The 19168-nt window shown below is 70.7% G+C and carries 18 protein-coding genes; 6 read left to right on the top strand and 12 right to left on the bottom strand.

Going from position 1 to position 19168, the window contains the following annotated elements:
* Positions 1–158 precede the first annotated feature (158 nt).
* The gene (locus AOK17_RS12900) at positions 159–2297 is read left to right on the top strand and encodes an MDR family MFS transporter (protein WP_079052981.1); all 2139 of its coding nucleotides are present in this window, start codon (positions 159–161) and stop codon (positions 2295–2297) included.
* 34 nt (positions 2298–2331) lie between these two features.
* Here AOK17_RS12900 and AOK17_RS12895 read toward each other — a convergent pair whose 3' ends face one another.
* From AOK17_RS12895 to AOK17_RS12885, 3 genes are all read right to left on the bottom strand, one after another.
* Positions 2332–3090: a cobalt-precorrin-6A reductase gene (locus AOK17_RS12895; RefSeq protein WP_055612558.1), complete on the bottom strand. Its 759-nt coding sequence runs from the start codon at positions 3088–3090 to the stop codon at positions 2332–2334.
* Positions 3091–3176: 86 nt separating this feature from the next.
* Positions 3177–5012 carry a glycoside hydrolase family 15 protein gene (locus AOK17_RS12890; RefSeq protein WP_055612557.1) on the bottom strand — a complete coding sequence of 612 codons (1836 nt, stop codon included), beginning with the start codon at positions 5010–5012 and terminating at the stop codon, positions 3177–3179.
* Between the two features lie 123 nt (positions 5013–5135).
* On the bottom strand, positions 5136–5909 hold the full coding sequence (locus AOK17_RS12885; RefSeq protein WP_055612556.1) for a sulfite exporter TauE/SafE family protein: 774 nt from the start codon (positions 5907–5909) through the stop codon (positions 5136–5138).
* Between the two features lie 152 nt (positions 5910–6061).
* Here AOK17_RS12885 and AOK17_RS12880 point away from each other — a divergent pair, with 152 nt between their 5' ends.
* The 5 genes from AOK17_RS12880 to AOK17_RS12865 all read left to right on the top strand — a co-directional run bounded on the left by AOK17_RS12880 (position 6062) and on the right by AOK17_RS12865 (position 9108).
* The gene (locus AOK17_RS12880; protein ID WP_055612555.1) at positions 6062–6871 is read left to right on the top strand and encodes an alpha/beta hydrolase; all 810 of its coding nucleotides are present in this window, start codon (positions 6062–6064) and stop codon (positions 6869–6871) included.
* Positions 6872–6994: 123 nt separating this feature from the next.
* Complete coding sequence (locus tag AOK17_RS48355) at positions 6995–7273, top strand: WhiB family transcriptional regulator (RefSeq protein WP_079052980.1); 279 nt, start codon at positions 6995–6997, stop codon at positions 7271–7273.
* Positions 7270–7752, top strand: coding sequence for a Dps family protein (locus AOK17_RS12875; protein WP_055612554.1), 483 nt, complete (start codon positions 7270–7272; stop codon positions 7750–7752). The genes AOK17_RS48355 and AOK17_RS12875 overlap by 4 nt, the downstream gene beginning before the upstream one ends.
* Before the next feature lie 112 nt (positions 7753–7864).
* Positions 7865–8215 (top strand): DUF3140 domain-containing protein, encoded by a 351-nt coding sequence (locus AOK17_RS12870; protein ID WP_055612553.1) that lies wholly within the window; start codon positions 7865–7867, stop codon positions 8213–8215.
* A 77-nt stretch (positions 8216–8292) separates the two neighbouring features.
* Entirely contained in the window at positions 8293–9108 is an 816-nt protein-coding gene (locus AOK17_RS12865) for an SAM-dependent methyltransferase (RefSeq protein WP_055612552.1), read from the top strand.
* 30 nt (positions 9109–9138) lie between these two features.
* Here the strand turns inward: AOK17_RS12865 and AOK17_RS12860 are convergent, their stop codons facing one another.
* From AOK17_RS12860 to AOK17_RS12820, 9 genes are all read right to left on the bottom strand, one after another.
* Positions 9139–9828: an SDR family NAD(P)-dependent oxidoreductase gene (locus AOK17_RS12860; RefSeq protein ID WP_055612551.1), complete on the bottom strand. Its 690-nt coding sequence runs from the start codon at positions 9826–9828 to the stop codon at positions 9139–9141.
* 25 nt (positions 9829–9853) lie between these two features.
* Positions 9854–10777: a cupin domain-containing protein gene (locus tag AOK17_RS12855; RefSeq protein ID WP_055612550.1), complete on the bottom strand. Its 924-nt coding sequence runs from the start codon at positions 10775–10777 to the stop codon at positions 9854–9856.
* Complete coding sequence (locus AOK17_RS12850) at positions 10774–12132, bottom strand: amidohydrolase family protein (protein ID WP_055612549.1); 1359 nt, start codon at positions 12130–12132, stop codon at positions 10774–10776. Before AOK17_RS12850 ends, AOK17_RS12855 begins: the two co-directional genes overlap by 4 nt.
* A 29-nt stretch (positions 12133–12161) precedes the next feature.
* Positions 12162–13142: an alpha-ketoacid dehydrogenase subunit beta gene (locus AOK17_RS12845; RefSeq protein ID WP_055612548.1), complete on the bottom strand. Its 981-nt coding sequence runs from the start codon at positions 13140–13142 to the stop codon at positions 12162–12164.
* On the bottom strand, positions 13130–14071 hold the full coding sequence (locus tag AOK17_RS12840) for a thiamine pyrophosphate-dependent dehydrogenase E1 component subunit alpha (RefSeq protein WP_055612626.1): 942 nt from the start codon (positions 14069–14071) through the stop codon (positions 13130–13132). The genes AOK17_RS12845 and AOK17_RS12840 overlap by 13 nt, the downstream gene beginning before the upstream one ends.
* 95 nt (positions 14072–14166) lie before the next feature.
* Entirely contained in the window at positions 14167–15507 is a 1341-nt protein-coding gene (locus AOK17_RS12835) for a M24 family metallopeptidase (RefSeq protein ID WP_055612625.1), read from the bottom strand.
* Positions 15508–15554: 47 nt separating this feature from the next.
* Complete coding sequence (locus AOK17_RS12830) at positions 15555–16205, bottom strand: helix-turn-helix domain-containing protein (RefSeq protein ID WP_055612547.1); 651 nt, start codon at positions 16203–16205, stop codon at positions 15555–15557.
* 88 nt (positions 16206–16293) lie between these two features.
* Positions 16294–16782: an RNA polymerase sigma factor gene (locus AOK17_RS12825; protein WP_245697121.1), complete on the bottom strand. Its 489-nt coding sequence runs from the start codon at positions 16780–16782 to the stop codon at positions 16294–16296.
* A 168-nt stretch (positions 16783–16950) separates the two neighbouring features.
* Entirely contained in the window at positions 16951–19050 is a 2100-nt protein-coding gene (locus tag AOK17_RS12820) for a penicillin acylase family protein (protein ID WP_055612546.1), read from the bottom strand.
* Between the last annotated feature and the right edge of the window lie 118 nt (positions 19051–19168).

Below are 19168 nucleotides of genomic sequence, written 5' to 3'. Positions count from 1 at the left end.
GAACTGCGCGCCCAGCCACGGCGGACCCGCAGCCGACGCACCCGCCTTCCAGCGGCGAGCGTTCAGGGGACGCCGAACACCCCACCCCTGCCCCAAGCACCCCACCTCCGCCCCGAACCACCGCGGCAGCGGGCCCGCACCCGTGCGGACGGCCCCGCATGCACGCGCCACCCCCCGGTGTGAAGCTGACGGATGTGACGACCACCGACACCGCCGAGCCGCCGTCCGGGGCTCAGGCGGGCCCCGCGCAGCCGCCCGTGCTGGACAAGCGCCGCCGCAATGTCGTCTTCGTGACGATCATGCTCGGCATGCTGCTGGCCGCGCTGGACCAGACGATCGTGGGCACGGCCCTGCCGACGATCGTGTCGGACCTCGGCGGTGCGGAGCACATGTCGTGGGTGGTCACTGCTTATCTGCTGGCGGAGACCGTCGCGACGGTGCTGGTCGGCAAGTTCGGTGACCTGTTCGGCCGCAAGGTGGTCTTCCAGGCGTCGGCGATCATCTTCATCACCGGCTCGTTCCTCTGCGGCCTCGCCTCGAACATGATGCTGCTGATCGTCTGGCGGGGCGTGCAGGGCATCGGCGCGGGCGGTCTGATGGTCACCGCGATGGCCCTGATCGCCGATGTGATCCCGCTGCGCGAACGCGGCAAGTACCAGGGCGCCATCGGTGCCGTCTTCGGTGTCGCCACCGTCATCGGCCCGCTGCTCGGCGGCCTCTTCACCGACCACCTCACCTGGCGCTGGTGCTTCTACGTCAACGTCCCCATCGCGATCCTCGTCGTCGTGGCCGCGGCCCGCACGATCCCGGTGGTGAAGTCGCCCTCCCGCCCGGTCATCGACTACCTGGGCATCGCATTCGTGGCCGTCGGCGCCAGCGCCCTGATCCTGGCGACCAGCTGGGGCGGCAACGAGTACGCCTGGAGCTCGCCGGTCATCATCGGCCTCTTCGCGGGCGGCGTCCTCGCCCTCGCGGTGTTCTGCTGGGTGGAGACCCGCGCGGACCAGCCCATGCTGCCGATGCGGCTCTTCGGCAACCCCGTCTTCACGGTCTGCTCGATCCTCAGCTTCATCGTGGGCTTCGCGATGCTCGGCGCGCTGACGTTCCTGCCGACGTTCCTGCAGTACGTGGACGGCGACTCGGCCACGGTCTCCGGCGTGCGCACCCTGCCCATGGTCATCGGGCTGCTCATCGCGTCGGTGTTCAGCGGCAACGTCGTCAGCAAGACCGGCCACTACCGCGTCTTCCCGATCGTCGGGTCCCTGGTCATGGGCGTCGGCCTGTATCTGCTCTCCCTGATGGGCCCCGGCACCAGCGCCTGGCTCGCGTCGTTCTACATGTTCGTCCTGGGCACCGGGATCGGCCTGTGCATGCAGGTGCTCACCATCGCCGTACAGAACACCGTCGAGTACACCGACCTGGGCACCGCGACGTCCGGCGTGACCTTCTTCCGTACGCTGGGCAGCTCGTTCGGCACCGCGGTGTTCGGCACGATCTACACGAACACGCTGGCGCCCCAGCTCACGGACGGTGTCGCGGAGGCGGCCCGGACGAGCGGGACCGACCCCGCGACCCTCATGAAGGCCGCGACCAGCCCCGAGGGGCTGCACGAACTGCCGTCGGCGACCGCCGCGCCCATCGTGGAGGCGTACGCCGACACGCTCCAGTCCGTCTTCCTGTGGACCGTGCCGGTGACGCTGATCGGTTTCGTGGTCGCGCTGTTCCTCAAGCAGGTGGAGCTGCGCGACAGCGCCCGGATGGGGTCCACGGACCTGGGCGAGGGCTTCGGCACCCCTTCCCCGGCCGACAACCAGCGGCGCCTGGAGACCGCCGTCGGAAAGATCATCGGCGGTACGAGTCCCGACGCCATGCGCCGGCTCGTCACCGAGTCCGACACCCGTCTCGACATCGCGGGCGCCTGGGCCGTGATGCAGGTCGAGCTGTTCAACCGGATGGTCGGCCACGCGAGCCTCGGCCTGATCGCCGCCCGCCGCCGCATGCCTCCGGAGGTCCTGGTCCCGGTCTTCCAGCGCATGGTCGATGAGGGCTACCTGACGCGCCACGGCACCCTCTTCACCCACACCGAGGCGGGTGACCGCGAGGCCCACGTCATCGGCGAGGCCTTGTCCACGGCGCTCGCCGCACGCGTCGAACAGGACATCGGCCGCCCCTCCGGCTCGGACCTCCGCGCCGCCGTCGACACCATCGCCAAGCGCCTCCTGGTAGAGGACCTGACCCACGACATCCTCACGGAGAACCGCCCCAAGTCCCTGGCGGCGGCCACGAAGGAGACCTGACGAGCACGCCCCGCGAGCCGTCCGGTCCCGCCTCCTACCCGGCTTCCCGCCCCGCCCCGAAGCCCAGCCGGGCCAGCACCGACGCCACGTCCGGTTCGGCTCGTACCCCCTCCGGGAGGGGCGGGCGGTGTACGACCACGACCGGCAGCCCCAGTTCCCGGGCGGCCGTCAGTTTGGCCGAGGTGGCCGAGCCGCCGCTGTCCTTGGTGACCAGGACGTCGATGCGATGGTCGCGCAGGAGGGCCGTCTCGGACTCCACCGTGAACGGGCCGCGCGCCAGCAGGACGTCCGTGTGGCGCGGCATCGGCGGCTCGGGGGGTTCCACCGAGCGTACGAGGTAGTGCAGTTCGGGCTCCCGGGCGAAGGCCGCCAGGCCCAGGCGGCCCGTCGTGAGGAAGACGCGCCGGCCCAGGGGCGGGAGCAGGGCGGCGGCTTCGGCGAGGGAGGCCGCCGGGTGCCAGCGGTCGCCGGGGACGGGGGTCCAGCCCGGGCGGCGCAGGACGACGGCCAGGACTCCGGTGGCCGCCGCGGCCCGTGCCGCGTTCTCGGTGATGCCCGTCGCGAAGGGGTGCGTGGCGTCGACGACGGCGTCCACGTGCTCGGCGCGCAGCCACTGGGCCAGGCCCTCCGCCCCGCCGAACCCCCCGACGCGTACGTCCCCGTCCAGGGCCCCGGGCCGGGACACGCGGCCCGCGAGCGACGTGGTCACGCGCGTGCCGGGGCGGGCCGCGAGCGACGCGGCCAGTTCACGCGCCTCGGTGGTCCCGCCGAGGACCAGGACATGCGGGGACATGGCACCGAGCGTACGGGGCCGCACTTTTTCGCCGATCCACCCGTCCGTCCTCCGGCTCGCCCGTCCGTCCTCCGGCCCGGCCGCTGTCAGCCCAGGGCCCGGTCCAGGTTGAACGCCGCGCTGATCAGGGAGAGATGGGTGAAGGCCTGCGGGAAGTTGCCCTGCTGTTCGCCGGTGTGGCTGATCTCCTCGGCGTACAGGCCGAGGTGGTTGGCGTAGGTGAGCATCTTCTCGAAGGCCAGCCGTGCCTCGTCGAGCCGTCCGGCCCGGGTCAGGGCCTCGACGTACCAGAAGGAGCAGATCGAGAAGGTGCCCTCCTCGCCGCGCAGGCCGTCGGGGCTCGCGTTCGGGTCGTAGCGGTAGACCAGCGAGTCGGAGACCAGGTCCTCGGTGAGCGCGTCGAGGGTGGAGAGCCACTTCGGGTCGGTCGGCGAGATGAACTTGGCCAGGGGCATCATCAGCACCGCGGCGTCCAGGACGTCGTCGTCCTCGTGCTGGACGAACGCCTGGCGCGCCGGTGACCAGCAGCGTTTCATGATCCGCCGGTAGATCGTGTCGCGGGCGTCGCGCCAGCGCACGATGTCCGCGGGCAGGCCCCGGCGGGTGGCCAGCCGTATGGCCCGCTCGATCGCCACCCAGCACATGAGCCGGGAGTAGAGGAAGTTCTTACGGCCGCCGCGGGTCTCCCAGACGCCCTCGTCGGGCTGGTCCCAGTGTTCGCAGACCCAGTCGACCAGTCCGCAGATGTTGTCCCACTGGTCGCTGGAGATCGGCTGGGCCCACTTGTCGTAGAGGTAGACCGAGTCGATGAGCGCCCCGTAGATGTCGAGCTGGAGCTGGTCGGACGCCGCGTTGCCGACCCGGACGGGGGCGGAGCCCTGGTATCCCTCCAGGTGGGACAGTTCCCGCTCGGGCAGGTCGGTGCGGCCGTCGATGCCGTACATGATCTGCAGTGGGCCCCCGGGGTGGCCGTCGCCCGGGGTGATGTGCCTGGCCGCGAAGGCCATGAAGGACTCGGCCTCGCTGGTGAAGCCCAGCCTCAGCAGCGCGTACACGCAGAAGGCGGCGTCGCGCACCCACACGTACCGGTAGTCCCAGTTGCGCTCGCCGCCGAGCTGTTCGGGCAGGCTGGTCGTGGCCGCGGCCACGATCGCGCCGGTCGGCGCGTAGGTGAGCAGTTTGAGGGTGAGCGCGGAGCGGTGCACCATCTCCCGCCACCGGCCGCGGTACTGGGAGGCGGTCAGCCAGTGCCGCCAGAAGGCCACCGTGGAGTTGAACAGCGCCTCGGCCTCGGCGCGCGGGCAGCGGCGGGGCTGGATGGCGCCGCTGACCTGGTCGAGGGCGAACACCGCGGACTCGCCCTCCTGGAGCTTGAAGTCCACTCGCGCGTCGAGCCCGTCGCATTCGAGCGGCTCCGTGGCGGTCAGCGCGAGAGCCAGGTTCTCGGACTCGAAGATCACCATGTCGTCGTGCAGCCGTGCGGTGTGCGGCTGGGCTCCGTACTCGAACCGGGGGGCCACGCGCGCGCGGAAGGGGATCGAGCCGCGTACGCACAGCACGCGGCGGATGAGCCGGTGCCGGTCCGCCTCGGTCTCGTCGCCGTCCACCGGCATGAAGTCCTGAATCTCACCCACGCCGTCCTCGGTGAAGAACCGGGTGACCAGGACGTTGGTGTCGGGGAAGTAGAACTGCTTGGTCCGGGCGGGCACGGCGGCGGCCAGCTCGAAGGAGCCGCCCCGGTCGGCGTCGAGGATCGAGGCGAAGACGCTGGGGGCGTCGAAGGACGGACAGCAGTACCAGTCGATCGTGCCGTTCGTGCCCACCAGGGCCACGCTGCGCAGATCACCGATCAGACCGTGCTCGGCGATCGGCAGATAGCGGGCGGATGCCGGTGGATCCTCGTGACCGGACGCCTCGGACATGGCCGCAGCCTCCCTGCCCCGGGAACACACTGTTGACGCCTCCAGCCTAGGTCCGGCCGGACGGGGACGCCACGGAATCGGCGTACTAGGCGACCGCGCGCGCCGGGCGACGGGCGACGGGGCTCAGCGCAGGAGCAGCTGCGCTCCGCCCACCACCGTCGCCGCGATCACCAGCTGCTCGAAGAGCCGCTGATTGATCCGGTTCACGGCCCATTTCCCGATGAACGCCCCCGGTACGACGAAGGCGGCGAGGGCCGCGTCCAGCAGCAGCGAGTTGCCGTCGATCAGGCCGAGGCCGACGCTGAAGGGGACCTTGGAGACGTTGACGATCAGGAAGAAGAAGGCGGAGGTCCCCAGGAAGCCGAGCTTCCGGAAGCCCGCGGAGAGCAGGTACATCGACATCACCGGGCCGCCCGCATTGGCGACCATCGTGGTGAAGCCGCCCAGCACGCCGTACGAACGGGCCTTGACGCGGCCGGTCCGCGTGGCCAGCGAGTCGGGTTCCTCCTCCGCCTCGGCCTTGCGGCGGCGCCAGATGGTGACCCCGGCCATCAGCAGCAGGATCGCGCCGATCGACGTCCGTACGACCTGGTCGTCGGCCCACATCAGGAACACCGTGCCGACGATCACTCCCGCGGCGACCGCCGGGAACAGTTTCCACAGCGTCGGCCAGTGCGCGTGCCGCCGGTAGGTGAGCACGGCGAGCACGTCGCCGACGATGAGGATCGGCAGCAGGACTCCGGTCGACGCCCGCGCGGGCAGGACGGCCGCGAAGATGGCGAGACTGACGGTGTTGGCTCCGCTGACGGCTGTCTTGGAGAAGCCGACGAGCAGGGCCGCGGCGGCGAGTGCGGCGAACTCCCACAGGGATATGTGCCAGAGCGTCATCGTGTTCATGCGGGGACCGATGCTATGCCCACGTATCCGGTCGCGTCAGGACCGTCTCGACAGGTGGCCCCTGCCGCCGACACCGGCCGCGCGCTATGGACCGCTCCCCCGCCCCCTGGAAAGATCGCCCCCGACCCTTCGCCGACGCCGATGGAGGACCCATGGCCGACTCCCGCGAGCACACCCTCACGGGCACCCGGGGCACGATCACCGCACGCGAGTGGCCACGGGAGCGGCCACGGTACGTGGTGCTGCTGGTGCACGGCTACGGGGAGCACATCGGCCGGTACGAGTACGTGGCCGACGTACTGCACGGCCATGGCGCGGCCGTGTTCGGCCCCGACCACATGGGGCACGGGAGGTCGGCGGGCGAGCGTGTGCTGGTCGAGGACTTCGAGGACGTGGTGAGCGACGTCCACGCCGTGGAGCGGCTGGCCCGGGCCGCCCATCCGGACGTACCGGTCGTGCTCATCGGCCACTCCATGGGCGGCCTCATCGCCGCGCGATACGCCCAGCGGTACGGGGCCGGCCTGGCCGCGCTCGTCCTCTCCGGGCCGGTCATCGGCAGCTGGGACCTGCTGCCCCAGCTGCTGGCACTCGATCCGCTGCCCGACATCCCCATCGACCCGACGACGCTCTCGCGCGACCCGTCGGTCGGTGCGGCGTACGCGGCGGATCCGCTGGTCTGGCACGGGCCGTTCAAGCGCCCCACCCTGGAAGCCTTCGTACGCACCCTGGAGACCATCGCCAAGAGCGGTGACGTGGGTGCGCTGCCGTTGCTCTGGCTGCACGGGGACGACGACCGGATCGTGCCGCTGCCCGCCAGCCGCGCGGGCATCGAGGAGCTGCGCGGGGCCGACTGGACCGAGCGTGTGTACGCGGGCGCTCAGCACGAGGTGTTCAACGAGACGAACAGGGACACGGTCCTCGCGCACGTGACCGCCTTCGTGGACCGGGTCCTCGCGGACTGAGGGCAGAGACCGGGTCGTCGCCGGCCGAGGGCGGAGACCGCGTTCTCGCCGGCTGAGGGCGACGGGCCCCGCGGCCTCGGAATCGGGTGTTTTCGCTGATCCGCCCTGGGCACCCGCCCCCACATGGAGTGGTTGCGGCGAGCGGCCTGCGCGGAGGAGGACCCAGAACTGTTCTTCCCCGTGGGTACGGTCGGCCCCGCACGGCACGACATCGCCGCCGCCAAGCGCGTCTGCGCCCGTTGCCCGGTGTCCGGCCAGTGCCTCGCGTGGGCGCTCTCCACCGGACAGACCTCCGGTGTGTGGGGCGGCACGGGCGAGGAGGAGCGCGCCGCACTGCTCCGCACGGCCCGCCGTCGGCAAACGTCGCGAACATCGCAAACGTCAAGGAGAAGTGCACTATGACCGTGGTGAAGAGCACCCTGTCCGAGTCTGCTCGTCAGGTCGTCGGGGAGGCCCTGCAGGGCACTCTGGTGGATCTGCTCGGGCTCTCGCTCATCGGCAAGCAGGCCCACTGGAACATCGTGGGCCCGCGGTTCCGCTCGATCCATCTGCAGCTCGACGAGGTCGTCGACACGGCCCGTACGTACGCCGACACCGTGGCCGAGCGCGCGGCGACGCTCGGTGTGCCGCCCGACGGCCGGCCCGAGACGGTCGCGACGACGGCCGCCCCGCAGGGCCCGAAGGAGGGCTGGGTCCAGGACACCGAGGTCGTCGGCGTGCTCGTCGAGGCGCTGGAGACGACCATCGGACTGCTGCGGGAGCGGATCACCGCGACCGCCGAGCCCGACCCCGTCACCCAGGACCTGCTGATCGGTCTCACCGCGGAGCTGGAGAAGCACCGCTGGATGTTCCAGGCCGAGGACTGGCCGCGGCGCGCCTGAGGCCCGCGGGCGGGCGTGGCAGGAAGCGCGCAGGCCACGCAAGCCTCGTAGGCCTCGTAGGCCTCGTAGGCCTCGTGGAGAGCGACAAGCGCACGACCGAAAGGGGTACGTCATGACCGACGCCCTCGAACTCGACGCGCTGTGGGACGAGTTCCACCGCGCGGTGAACATGACCTCGCAGGAGCTGGCCGCGTGGCTGCGGGTGAGCGACGCCTCCGAGGAGACGGAACCGCTGCCGGAGCACGCGGGTTCGCCCACCGGTGAGCATGTGCTGGCCATCCTCCAGAAGCGCCGCACCGACCTCACCGACGACGACCTCGACGTGATGTACGAGGTCGTGGACACCGTCACCGCCGAGACGGACCCGGAGGGCGAACCGTTGGCCGGTCCCGGCGCCGAGGACACACAGCGCCGGCATCGGCTGATGGCGTTGGGCCACGACCCCCTCAAACCGCCCTTGTAGAGCCCGGAAAAGGCATTCGAAGATCCGGTGACCGGTGGCACACTGCTCGCACACATCGATGAGCAGAGGAGCACCGCATGCCGGGGACAGAGCCTTCCGCGCACCGGATCGACACCAGCAGACCGCATCCCGCGCGGGTGTACGACTGGCTCATCGGCGGCAAGGACAACTACCCGGTCGACGAGCAACTGGGCCTTCAGATGCTTGCGTTGGAACCGCATGCCAGGCACTCCGCGCTCAACAACCGCTGGTTCATGCACCGCGCGACGCGGTGGCTGGTCCAGCAGGCGGGCATCCGTCAGTTCCTGGACATCGGTGCGGGTATCCCGACGGAGCCCAACCTCCACCAGTTAGCGCAGGCCGCGGCGCCCGACGCGCGGGTCGTGTACGTCGACAACGACCCCATCGTGCTGGCCCATGCCGCGGCGCTGCTGCACGGCACTCGCGAGGGGGTGACGGAGTACATCCAGGCGGATGTGCGCGACACGGACAAGATCCTGGAACAGGCAAGGGCCGTCCTCGACTTCGACCGGCCCATCGCGCTGTCGCTGGTCGCGCTGCTGCACTTCGTCGCCGACGAGGACGGGGCGTACGACCTGGTGAGCGCCCTGGTCGAGGCGCTGCCGACCGGCAGTTGCCTCGTACTGTCGATGATCACCGGGGACTACGATCCGGAGAACATGGACCGGGCGGTGCGGTCGTACGCGGCGGGCGGCGTCACGCTCGTGGCCCGTTCGCACGCCGAAGTGACCCGTTTCTTCACGGGACTTGAGCTGGTCGAGCCGGGGGTCGTCCCGCTGCCGGAATGGCATCCGGAACTCGCGGCGGGCGAGCGGCTCAAGGGCGAGGCGCCGGTGCCGCTGTACGCGGGTGTGGGGTTCAAGACCTCCTGAGGAACTCCCCCGTGCTGGAGCAACGCTTGCTCATCGCAGCAGCCACCCTCCATCCACGCTCAGGTTGACGCCGTTGACCGCCTCGTTGCGCAGCAGGAAGTCCACCGCGTCCACGACGTCCCGCATGCGGGCGAGCCGTCCCGTGGGCGTCTGGGCGCGGTAGTTCTCCAGCACTTCCGGGGGCTTGCCCGCCCAGAAGGGGCTGTCGCCGACGATGCCCGGGTGGAGGGCGTTGACGCGGATCGGGGCGAGTTCGCTCGCGAGAGTGCGTACCAGGCCCGTGACGCCCGCGTTCACCGTGGCGACGGTCGTGGCGCCGGGGTAGGGCCGTTCCTTGGCCTGCCCGCCGAAGATCACGACGGCGCTCTCCTCGGTCATCCTGGGCAGCAGTGTGTGAACGGCCTCGGTGTAGCCCACGAGCTTGAGGGTGACCAGGTGCAGCGCGGCGTCGATGTCGTAGTCGGTGACGGTGTTCTGGTCGCGGGAGATGCCCGCGAGGACGAGGTGGTCGACGCGCTCGACGCCCGCCAGGGCGCCCGCGATCTCGCGCGGCCGGGACAGGTCCAGGGCCAGCCCGTGCGCGCCGATCTCCTTGGCGGCCGTGTCGGCGCGGTGGGCGTCGCGGCCGGTGAGTACGACCTCGTCGCCGCGTTCCGCGCGGGTGCGGGCGAACTCGCGGCCGATGCCGGCCGTACCGCCGATGACGACAACACTGCTCATGGCCTCTCCCCCGGCACGTCACGGCTCACGGCTTCTTCTCCCCTTCTTCTGCCCCCAGTGCGTCGCGCAGATGGTCCCAGTCGCGGGCGAACCGGTAGGAGTGGCGCGACGGTGGCTGCGGCGCCTGGGTCTCCAGCCAACGCACCGGTCCCGTACCGGCGTTGGTGAAACTGTGGACGCAACCGGCGCCCGCCCAGGCGGCGTCGCCCACGCCCAGCCGGTACCGCTCGCCGTCGAAGGCGGCGTCCACGGTTCCCTCGACGATCAGATACGTCTCCTCGAAGGGGTGGTCGTGCGCGCCCGCGACGCCGTCGGCCGCGTACTGCACCATGAACATCGTCGAGGCCACCGCGCCCAGGTCCGCGTCCACCATCATCTTCACGGTGATCCCGCTGTAGACGAGCAGCGCGGTGCGCATGCTGGCCGACACGGCGAGGAGGTCCTGGGACTGCTTGCCGGGGTCCATCTGGGCGGCCTCGAAGTGGCCGAACGAGCGGGTGCGGGGGTCCCGGACGTCGATCCGGACCGGCTCGCGGAACGACTCGCGGTCCGGCAGCGCGGGCACCGCCCGGGTGTCGTGTCCGTAGCGCGCCCTCGGCACCGGTGCGAGCATGTCCGCCCAGCGTGCGGCGGTGTCCCCGGCTCCGCGCCAGGCGTGCGGCACGCCCGTCGGCAGCAGCCCGTAGTCGCCTTCTTCGAGGAGGTACGAGCCCTCGGGCGTATCGAGGATCACCGTCCCGGCGAGCAGATGGAAGGACTCCTCGTACGAGTGGACGTGGGCCCCGATCGCCCCGTCCGGCGTCAGTTCGCAGACGCCGAAGCCCGTGTGCACGGAGCCGTCCTCCTCGCCGACCACGGTCCGCCGTGTGAATCCCGTGCTCCTGTAGGGCAGTTGGGGCGGGGCGGCGAACGTGACGTCCGCCGCCCGCCGGATCACGTGGTGCGTCATGCCTGCTGCTTCCCGCGTGCCTCGACGGCTGTCGCGAGGCGGTCGCGGGACTCCTCGACCAGGCGTCGGGCCCGCCCGACGTCGGCGAGCAGCCTGCCGTCGCGCTTGCGGACGACGCCGTCGACGATGACGGTCTCGACGTTGGACACGTCCGCGCTCAGCGTCACGGCGGCCACCGGGTCGATGAGCGGCGCGACGTTGAGCGCGGTCGCGTCGATCGCGACGACGTCGGCGCGCTTGCCGGGGGTCAGTGAACCGGTGCGGTGCTCAAGTCCCGCGACATGCGCGCCGTTCACCGTCGCGATCTCCAGCAACTGACGTGCCGTCAACATCGTTTCGGGGACGGGGATGTCGGCCTGCCAGCATTCGGCGTTCACCCGTGCCCGATCGGAGCCGAAGGCCGCACGGATCTGGGTGAACATGTCGCCGGGCACGGTGGTGACCACGTCGATGCTCAGGGACGGCCGCAGCCCGTGTTCGATGGCCTTCGCCACGGGTGGCCAGCCGTGCCCCATCTGCAGCTCCACCTGCGGTGCGACGGAGACCGTGCCGCCGCTGTCGGCGACCATCCGCCACTCCTCCTCGCTGAAGTAGCAGCAGTGCACATAGGTGGTGTCGGAGCCGAGCAGCCCGAGATCGTGGAGCTGCTTGACCATTCCGAACCGGCCCGCCAGCCGTCCCATGCCGACGTGCACGGTGATGGGGATGCCCAGTTCGCGTGCGAGGCGCCATTCGGCCTCGACGACATCATTGATGCAGAAGCCGGGGCCACGCGTGGCGAGGCCCATGGTCAACAGCCCGTCGTCCGAGGCGAAGTGACGGTCCCTCACTCTGCGCACGTCGTCCCCGGGAATCGAGATCTTGCTCTCGTACCAGTAGTCGGCGAGCGAGGTGTTGGCGCTGCCGTACGCGTACTGGGCGCGGATGCCGGTCTCGCCGAGTGCCTGGACCGCGGCGTCCGGATGCTCGGGGGTGTTGTTGATGTGGGACCAGTCGACGAGCGTGGTGATGCCCGCGTTCAGGCACTCCAGTGAACCGGCCAGGTTGCCCGCGTACACGTCCTCGGGTGTGTAGACGGGCGCGAAGGTGTCGAGGACCTCCACGAAGTAGTCGTCGAGGGTGGCGTTGGGGGCGCAGCCGCGGATGGGCGCCTCCCAGGTGTGGCGGTGGGTGTCGACGAAGCCGGGCACGAGGATGCGGCCCGTCATGTCGAGCACCTCGGCGTCCGCGCTGATGTCGCGGTCGACCGCCACGATCTTTCCGTCCTCGATGAGGACGTCACCGCCGGGCAGGTCCCCGATGTCGGGGTCCATCGAGATCACGTGGCCCGAGCGCAGGAGCATCCGATTCGTCATCGCCCTACTCGCCTCTCTCCTTGCCGAGTTCAGTACGCGGTGAGGTCGCGGACCTTGGTCACGACCTTGTCGACGGTGGGGATCACCTGCTCTTCGAGCGCGTCCGCGAAGGGCAGGGGCACGCATTCGGCGGCGACCCGGCGCACGGGCGCGTCGAGGAGGCCGAATCCCTCGTCGGCGACGACCGACACGAGCGTGCCGCCCCAACCGCCCTGGTACGGGTTCTCCTCGACGGTCACGAGCCGTGAGGTCTTCGCGAGGGAGCCGAGTACGGTCCGGGTGTCGAGCGGCACCAGGCAGCGCAGGTCGACGACCTCCGCGTCGATGCCCTCCTCTGCCAGCCGTTCGGCGGCGGTGAGCGCCACCGGCACCATCGAGGCGAGGGCCACGAGCGTGATGTCGGCGCCCTCGCGCACGACGGCCGCCCGCCCCAGTTCGACGACGTGGTCCGGCGGCGCGGGCGCCCCCTTGGTCGCGAGGAGTCCCTTGTGCTCGAAGAAGACCACGGGGTCGTCGCTGCGGATGGCTGCCGCCATCATGCCGGTCACGTCTGCGGGTGTGGCGGGTGCCGCGATCTTCAGCCCGGGGACGGTCAGCGCCCAGTTCTCGGTGGCCTGCGAGTGCTGTGCGCCGAAGCCGAGTCCACCGCCGTTGGCCGTGCGCACCACGAGCGGCACGGTGACCTGACCACCCGTCATGTACCGCACTTTGGGTATCTCGTTGGCGAGGTAGTCCCAGCAACAGGCCAGGAAGTCGGAGAACATGATCTCTGCGACGGGTCGCATGCCGGTCATGGCGGCGCCCATCGCGGCCCCGACGATGGCCTGTTCGGAGATCGGCGTGTCCCAGACCCGCCCGGACCCGAACTCCTCGTGCAGTCCGGCGGTCGTCTTGAACACCCCGCCGGCCGCGCCGATGTCCTCGCCCAGGCACACCACCGTCGGATCGCGCCGCATCTCCCGCGCGATGCCCTCGGCGACCGCCTGCCGGTAGGTGATCACGTCCGCCACGCCGCACCTCCGTCGGCCCACACGTCGGTCAGCGCTTCCCGGGGATCGGGCGCGGGCGCGTTCTTGGCGGCCTCAACCGCCGCCTGTACGAGGCTGGTTGCGCGCTCGTCGGCCTCGGCGACCGTGCCTGCGGGCACCCCGAGTTCGGCGAGCCGGCCGCGTGCCACGTCCAGCGGGTCGTGCTTGAGCCAGCGCTCGACCTCCTCCGCCGGGCGGTACGTCGCCGGGTCGGCGCGGCTGTGGCCGAAGTGCCGGTAGGTCTGCGCCTCCAGCAGGCTGGGCCCGTCTCCTGCCCGGGCCCGACCCGCGAGCCGGATCACCGCCTCCTGGACGGCGACCACGTCGTTGCCGTCGACGATCTCACCGGGGATGCCGTAGGCGGGCGCCCGGTCGGCCGCGGGGTTGGCCACCGCGGTCACGTCGGCGATCGGGGTGTACTCCATGTAGAGGTTGTTCTCGCAGACGAACAGCACGGGCAGCTTCCACACGGCGGCGAGGTTGAGCGCCTCGTGGAACGCGCCGATGTTGGTGGCGCCGTCGCCGAAGAAGGCCACGGCGATCTGTTCGGTGCCGCGCAGCCGGGCCGACCAGGCGGCGCCGACGGCCATCGGGAGATGGGCGCCGACGATCGCGTACGAACCGAGCATGTTCCGCGATGCCTTGGTCAGGTGCATCGAGCCGCCCTTGGCCCCGCACAGTCCGGTGGCGCGGCTCATGAGTTCGGCGAGGCACTCCTCGGGGGTCGCACCGCGGGCCAGTGCGTGGTGGTGGCCGCGGTAGGTGGCGAAGACGTAGTCGTCGTCGCGCAGGGCCGCGCTCGCGCCGACGGCAATGGCCTCGTGTCCGGCGGCGAGGTGGGTGGTTCCCTTGACGAGGCCGGACATGAACAGGTCGTGGGCGGCCTTCTCCGTACGCCGGATGACGGCCATCTGCTCGTACAGCGAGAGGAGTTGGGCGGCGTCCGGGCCGCCGGCCTTCTTTTGGTGGGCTTCCGGCCGGGAGGCGTCCGGATGAGGGGCGTGCGTCATCGTTCCCCCCTGCCCTCGCGGGTGTTGAGGTGGGACTGGGACTCGCGCCGGGTGTTGAGCTCGCCGCCGACGGTCCAGTACTTGCGGCCCGCGACGAGGAGTTCCTCGGCCGGGAACTTGGTGATCACCTCGCACCCGTCGGCCGTGACGACGAGTTCCTCCTCGATGCGCGCCGCCGACCAGCCGTCCGCCGCCGGCCAGTAGGTCTCCAGGGCGAACACCATGCCCTCTTCGAGGACTTCGGGATGGTCGAGCGAGACGAGTCGGCTGAAGATCGGCTTCTCCCAGATGGACAGGCCCACCCCGTGCCCGTACTGGAGTGCGAAGGCGGCCGTCTCGTCCGGGAAGCCGAACTCCTCGGCTCGCGGCCAGACCTGGACGATGTCGGCGGTCGTGGCGCCGGGGCGGACCAGGGAGATGGCCTCGTCCATGTAGGCGCGGCAGCGGATGTACGCGTCGCGCTGGGCGGGCGAGGCGCTGCCGACGGCGAACGTGCGGTAGTAGCAGGTGCGGTAGCCGAGGTGGCTGTGCAGGATGTCGAAGAAGGCGGGGTCGCCGGGGCGGATCAGCCGGTCGCTGTAGACGTGCGGATGCGGTGAACAGCGCTCGCCCGAGATGGCGTTGACGCCTTCGACGTACTCGCTGCCGAGGTCGTAGAGGACCTTGCTGACGAGTCCGACGCACTCGTTCTCGCGTATGCCAGGTCGCAGGTGGGCGTAGAGCTCCTCGTAGGCGGCGTCGACCATCGAGCAGGCCTGGGTGAGGAGGGAGATCTCGTCGGGCGTCTTGACGCGGCGGGCCTCCAGGAAGACCTGCTGGCCGTCGACGACGTCGATGCCCTGTTCCTTGAGGGCGTGGAGGACGGGCATCTCGGCGAGGTCGACGCCCAACGGCTCGCCCGCCAGGCCGTGTTCGCGCAGTTCCGCGGCCACCTTCGCCGCGACGTCCGCGCCGATGCCGGCGTCCGGGTGGAAGGCGCCGCGGAGGGTGGAGATGCCGGCGCGGGCGCCGGTGGGCGGGCTGCCTTCCTTGCCGTCGCCGTAGTCGAGCCAGGGGTTGTAGAGCTGGTGGTGGCGGGCGGCCGAGCCGAAGTCCCAGACGATCGGTTCGCCGCCGCGGACGAGCAGCGCGAAGCGGATCAGTTTGTCCATCGCCCAGGTGCCGATGTGGGTGGACGACATGTAGCGGATGTTGGCGAAGTCGAAGCTGAGCAGCGCTCCCAGCTCGGAGCGGTTCAGTGCCTCGTGGAGCCGGGCCAGCCGCTGCCCGCGCAGCCGGTCGAGGTCGATGCGCTGTTCCCAGTCGACGGCGTTCGGTCCGAATGTGCGGATTGCCATGACGACCACCACCCTCATCCGGAGTGAACGACCGTCCGGGGAAAGTGTCAACCCATACTGAACACGAACCAGACGCCGACAGCGGGTTCGCTGCCGTCGTTGCGATAGCGGTGCGGGGTCGTCGACTCGAAGCAGACGGCGTCGCCGGGCCGGATCACATGCTCCTCGAAGCCGAGCGTGAGGACGAGTTCGCCGGAGGTCAGATAGCCGTACTCCGTCCCGGGGTGCCGCATCAGGCCTCCCGCGCTGGATGAGGTCCCGCCGGGCCGGTAGGTCACGCGCAGGAAGTCGACGTCCGCTCCCGGAACATGGCCGAGACGCTCCCACACAACACCCGAGTCCAGTTCCAGCACCTCCCGCTCACCACCTCCGACCAGCGGTCCGATCCTGCGACCGGGGTCGGCGGCGAAGGCGGCGAGGGCGTGCAGCACGGTGTCGGGCGGTGTGCCCACGGCCGCGGTCGCCGGGGTCCGGGCCGTCTCCCCCTCCGCGTCGAAGAGCGACTCGACCGGGATGGAGAGCGCGGTGGTGATCGCGTACAGGGTGCTCACCGAGGGCTGGCTCTTGCCGGTCTCGATCTGGGAGATCAGGCTCGCGGAGACCCCGATCTCCCGCGCGAGGCCGCGCAGGCTCATCCCCCGCGCCGTGCGCGCCTGCCGGATGCGCGCGCCGACGGGCGGCACGACCACAGGGGACACGGACGGCTCCTTTCACAGATACGTTCACGCTCATTGAACAGCGTGACGGGAGAAATCGGGAGCGTTGCTCGAAATCGGCGTACGCCGACTACGCCACGACACCGTCCATGGCCCTGGCGCAGATCAGGCGGAGCCGCGCCCGACCGCGGGTGAACGCGCCCTCGGCCGCCTTGACCGAGATCTGGTGGATGCGGGCGAATTCCAGAGTGGAGATGCCATGGGCGCGGGCGAGCACGACCTGCCGTTCCCGGCCCCGCAGCAGGTGTACCTGGCGGAGCAGCCAGCGCCCGAAGTCCCGGTCGCAGACGCCCTCGTCCGGGGTCTCGGGCGTACGGACATCGGCGGTGTGGTGCAACAGCCGTCTGCTGCGCTCCTGTTCGCGGTGGTTGTCGGCACAGAGGCGCAGAGCCACCGAGGTCAGAAAGGGACCGATCCGCTCCCGGTCCAGATCGCCACAGGCGGCCGTCCTCAGCATCGCCTCCTGTACGCAGTCCTCCGCGTCCTGCGTGTTCGGAAGCCGCCGGCGGACAAGTCCCATCAGCCGCTCCCGGTGGCCGGCGATCACCTCCCAGGACAAGGCCCTCTGTAACTCCTCCTGGGATTCATGGAGTTCCGGGTCGCCGATCCCGGACACATCTGAAGTCTCCGCCCAATTCCCGTGAACCATGACCCCGGTCTGTCCGAGCGGGGAGAGCGAAAAACCAGGGTGCTTCGCCTTTCATTCGTCCGCATGAAGAACGGACGATCACATTCCGAGACTTCGGGAACCGTGCTCCGGTTCTTCGACGAGGAGCGCGAAATCGGTGACGACAGGGGCGAGTTGACCGGTCAGCCACAGCGGAAGCTGGTCCCGCCGGTGCGGATCTCCGGGAATTCCGCGTGCGCCCAGGGGCACGGTCCAGAGGCTGTTCTCGCGGCGGGCGAGGTCCCAGACGTACCGGGCGGACGGCCCTCGGGAGCTGAGATCCGTCAGGCCTGGCGTGCTCGACGTGGCCAGCACGCAGTCGTGGTCCCCGCCGAGGCCGGGCCACTCCTCGCCCTCAGCGACGGGGAGGATCCGGGAGGGGGCGAGCCGGTGCAGTTCGCCCCAGGTGACGGGCTCCAGGCGCGCCGTCTCCTCCAGAGCCGCCCGGACCACCGCCTCGCTGTCCAGCCCCGGGAGCAGCTCGGTGGCCAGCAGGTTCTCCAGCGCGGAGGCGACCTTCGCGGTCAGGTTCAGCCATGGCTCGAACACCACGGGATACGGCAGGGGCGGCACGGCGAGACTCTTCAACTCGGGGGCTGCCGCTACCCGTTGTACGACCGCGGAGCGCAGCCGGGCGTAGCCCGCGGCGGCGGTGCTGTCGGCGTCCATGTGCCGGTTCCAGGCCAGCAGCCGAGCCCTCAGCCGCTCCGCCTCGGGGCCGAGTCCGTCGAGCCGTGCCACTCGCCCCAACAGGGGCGCGGCGGAAGCGAGTTGGGTGTCCATGTGGATGGCGGCCATGTCGTGGGGCTCCCACTGCCGTGACGCGCGCAGCAGGTGCTGGATACGGTCGGCGCGGTACGGCGGGGCGAACTCCGTGCCCAACGGCGCCGCGAGGCCACGCTCGTTGGCCATCACCGCGATGCCGTCCACCTCGGCGCGAGGTGTGTCGTGGCGGCCCTGCCACTCGCGCCCGCCCCGCCAGGCGGGCACGATTCGCAGCCCGTTCTCCCGATGGCGTACGGGCACGTATCCGGCAACGCGGTGCAGCAGCCCGCCGGACGTGTCCGCTGCGTGCACGACGTTCACCGGCTCGATCCAGCGGTCGAGCGCCCGGTCCACGTCCGCGACCGTTCGGGCCCGGAGGAGGGCCGGGAGCACGTCGAACCCCAGGTCCTCGGTGACGCGGGGCGGGTAGCGGAGACTGATGCCTTCGGAGAGCGCGGTGGGTCCCGAGTCGCCCTCGGCCCCCTCGGCGGGTCCGTCGATGATGACCGGCCCGCGCTCCGTCTCGATCACGTCGATCTCGACCGGGTCGCCGCCCGCGACCTCGATGGTCTCCCGGTGATGGGCGGCCGGCCGCCAGCCTTCGGGCCCCAGCGCCTCGATGCCGTCGTCCGAAGTGCGCAGCCGCTCCCGGTAGAGGTCGTGGTAGTCGGACATGGCGTTGGTGATGGCCCATGCCACGGTCCCGGTGTGGCCGAAGTGCGCGATGCCGGGCACTCCGGGGACGGCGAAGCCGACGACGTCGTACTCCGGGCACGAGAGGTGGATCTGCTGGTAGAAGCCCGGGTCCTGGATGAAGCGGTGGGGGTCGCCGGCGATGAGCGCGGCCCCGGACGCGGTGCGGTCGCCCGCGACCAGCCAGCCGTTGGAGCCCGAGGTGGCGGGGCCGTCCGCGGCGAAGAGTTCGAGGGCCTCGTCGCCGAGCCGGCGTGCCACCTCCTCGCGCCACAGCTTGGTCGGGAATCCGGCGAAGAGGATGTGGTGGGCGAGCCAGACGCCGAGGGGTGTCCACTTCTGCCAGGTTCCCGGGGTCAGTCCCGTGGCCGCGAACTCCGGCGCTTCGGCGGCTCCCCGCTCAAGGCCGGCGTTCACGCCGTCGACGTACGCCGACACCCAGGCCGCCGTCTCCTCCTCCAGCGTCTCGAAGCAGCGCCGGGCCGTGTCGTCGAGCCGGGCCCGGCGGACGAAACGGTCCCAGGGGACGGCGGACGGCCCGAGGAAGGAGGCGGTGGTGCCCTGCGAGCGATGCCTTTCGGTCTCGATCTGCCAGGCCCTGTCGCGCGCCGCGTTCCTCCCCTGGGCGAAGGCCAGTCGCAGCGGATCGGAGGCACGGAGATGCGGGATGCCCCAGGCGTCCCGGTACGTACTGCTCGCCATGATCCTCGCTCCTCGAACTCCTGGTAACTGGGCCGAACCGGCCACCTGACGATCCACCACTCATCAAGTTAGCTTAGGCTAAGCTAACTTCCCTCAATCGGACTCGGCGCACACGCCA

The organism is Streptomyces phaeochromogenes (assembly GCF_001418655.1).
Taxonomy (GTDB): Bacteria; Actinomycetota; Actinomycetes; order Streptomycetales; family Streptomycetaceae; genus Streptomyces; species Streptomyces phaeochromogenes.
The sequence above is the reverse complement of the archived record's forward strand: the minus strand, read 5'-3'. Positions and strand labels throughout refer to the sequence as shown.